We start from the raw sequence: 2472 nt of genomic DNA, 5'->3' as shown, positions 1-2472 counted from the left end.
TGGATATTTAAAAAATTCACTTGTATCCGAACATACTATTTTTGTGCCTTTTTAGGGATATAAGTCAGGAAAAATATTTTTAAAAAAACTTAATTTTTTACTGGACATTTTACCGTAAGACTTTGTGTCCACCCTGTGGACATGAGCGTTTCTCCTGAAAATGTCTGTAAGTTATTGTAATTGCTTGATTTACAAAACTACATTTTCATCGTCCTTTGTGAGTCGCAGACTCATGACCGTTCTCCTGAAAATAGGAAGTAGAGAGTAGAAAGTAAAGAAAACATCACTCCTCACGCTTATCTCCTTACTTCCCACCTTCTATCTTCTATCCGCGAATATCCGCAACATCCGCGTCATCAGCGTGCTATTCTCCTGCTGAACATTCGGCAAGCAGGTCATAAGTATTTCAATGGATGCATCAATAATCTTTTATGTGCTCTAATTTATTTCTATGTCTTCTCTGTTCCTCTGCGTCTGTGCGGTAAAGGATTACCTGAACGGTTACAGAAATGATAACATACCGGCTCCAAAGGCAAGAAATATAGAAATGTCAGCTATGAATTACTCTTTTTCTCCTGGTAAGACGACAAAGAAGGTTAGTTGTGCTCGTTTAATCACCAACATTGCATCACTTGTTCTGGATATTTGTTTAACTATTTTATTAAAATCTGCTAAATTTTCAATTGGCTGATGATTTATTTCTTTAATTATGTCTTTTCCTTGCAATCGTATTTTCTGGGCTACGCTTCCTGGTGCTATTTCTGAGATTAAAACACCTTTTTCTGTTGAAGGCATTCCAAGATGTTGAGATAACTCTGGTGTAAGGGTTTGAACCGTCATTCCTCGCCAGGAAGAAATATTATCATCTTTTTCAACAACATCTTCTTCCTTTAGTTGTGCCAATTTGACCTCAAAACTAAGAATATTACCATCCCTTAATACCTCAAGTTTAACAGTATCTCCAGTTTTTCTTTTCAATATTTCTTTTTGAAGCTCTTGTGGCGTGGAAATTTCTTTTCCTTCGACAGTTAAAATAATATCACCCATTTTTAACCCAGTTTTTTCTGCGGGACTATTGGGCATAATTGTTGCGATTAAAACCCCTTTTTTGGGCTGGGCTTTTTTGAATTTTTCCGCTAATTCTGGAGTAATTTCTTGAATATAAACCCCCAACCAGGCTCTTATTACCTTACCATGTTCAATCAAATCACCGATGATTTTTTTTGCCATATTAATTGGGATAGCAAAGCCAATTCCCTGACCTCCCGCAACAATAGCCGTATTGATACCAATTACTTCCCCGCGAATATTGACTAAAGGTCCGCCACTATTACCCGGATTAATTGAGGCATCGGTTTGAATCAGGTCTTCATATTCCGCTACACCAATTGAGCGGCCTTTAGCACTGATTACACCAACGGTCATCGTATGGTCTAATCCAAATGGATTGCCAATGGCAATTGCCCAATTACCTATTTTTATTTCATCCGAATCACCCAATTGGACACAAGGAAGGTTATCCTTTACCTCTACCTTTATTAAAGCCAGGTCTGTTTTGGGGTCAGAACCAACTATCTTGCCTTTAAATTTTCGTCCATCAAGCAAGGTAATTTGAATCTCATCTGCCCCTTTAACCACATGATTATTGGTCAAGATATACCCTCTTGAATCAACAATTACGCCTGAGCCTAAACTCTGCTGGGTGTATTCTCTCGGCTCAAACTCCTTAAAGAAATCCTTAAAGAAGTTATCAAAAAATGGGTCACTAAATTCATTTCTGAAGCCGGGGAAGATTCCTCTTTCTTTTATCTTTTTTTCGATACTAATGTTCACCACAGCTGGTTTTACCTCTTCGGCGACTTTAACAAAGGCATTCTCTAAATCAATAAGCCCCCCCTGACTTACCGCAGTTTGGGCAACAAAAACAGTTTTTTGTGGGAATATGGCGTGATGTGTAGCTACCCTTGCCCCCACTACACCACCAATAAAAAGGCTTAATATTAGCCCTATGACATAAATAATCTTTTTCTTCATTTTAATTATCTCCTTAAACATGGTAACTGGTAATTGGTGAATGGTAATTAGTTACCAATTATCAGTTCGCTGGTTGGGAAACCTACTTTTATCAGGTCTAAAACTTAGTCAACATGACACCCAGGGAGCACGGGATATTATTTTCTCTTTTGTCCCTTGAATCCTGAACCTTGAATCTGACAACCATTGCCTGTTGTTTCAGTTTAGATAATTAATTGTATCACAACTTAATTACTTTTGTCAACCAAAAAATTTTCTTGACATTTTTTAATCTTTGTGGTATGCTTTAAATTACTAAAATCTATGCCGATATATGAATATCAATGTATAAATTGTGGCAATAAATTTGAGGTTTTAATAAGAACTCATAATGAGATAATTAAATGTGCCAATTGTGAATCTGATGAGGTAAAAAAATTAATCTCATTATTTGGGGTA

Annotated in this window: 2 protein-coding genes; one reads left to right on the top strand and one right to left on the bottom strand. The window is 36.7% G+C overall.

Going from position 1 to position 2472, the window contains the following annotated elements; translation table 11 throughout:
- Positions 1–561: 561 nt before the first annotated feature.
- Positions 562–2034 (bottom strand): DegQ family serine endoprotease, encoded by a 1473-nt coding sequence (locus tag AB1414_19190; GenBank protein ID MEW6609538.1) that lies wholly within the window; start codon positions 2032–2034, stop codon positions 562–564.
- Between the two features lie 303 nt (positions 2035–2337).
- Between AB1414_19190 and AB1414_19185 the strand changes: the two genes are divergently transcribed.
- Positions 2338–2472, top strand: a 135-nt coding sequence (locus tag AB1414_19185; protein MEW6609537.1) for a zinc ribbon domain-containing protein, incomplete at its 3' end; no start/stop codon positions are given.

This window comes from bacterium, assembly GCA_040755795.1.
Lineage (GTDB): Bacteria > UBA9089 > CG2-30-40-21 > CG2-30-40-21 > SBAY01 > JBFLXS01.
The sequence above is the reverse complement of the archived record's forward strand: the minus strand, read 5'-3'. Positions and strand labels throughout refer to the sequence as shown.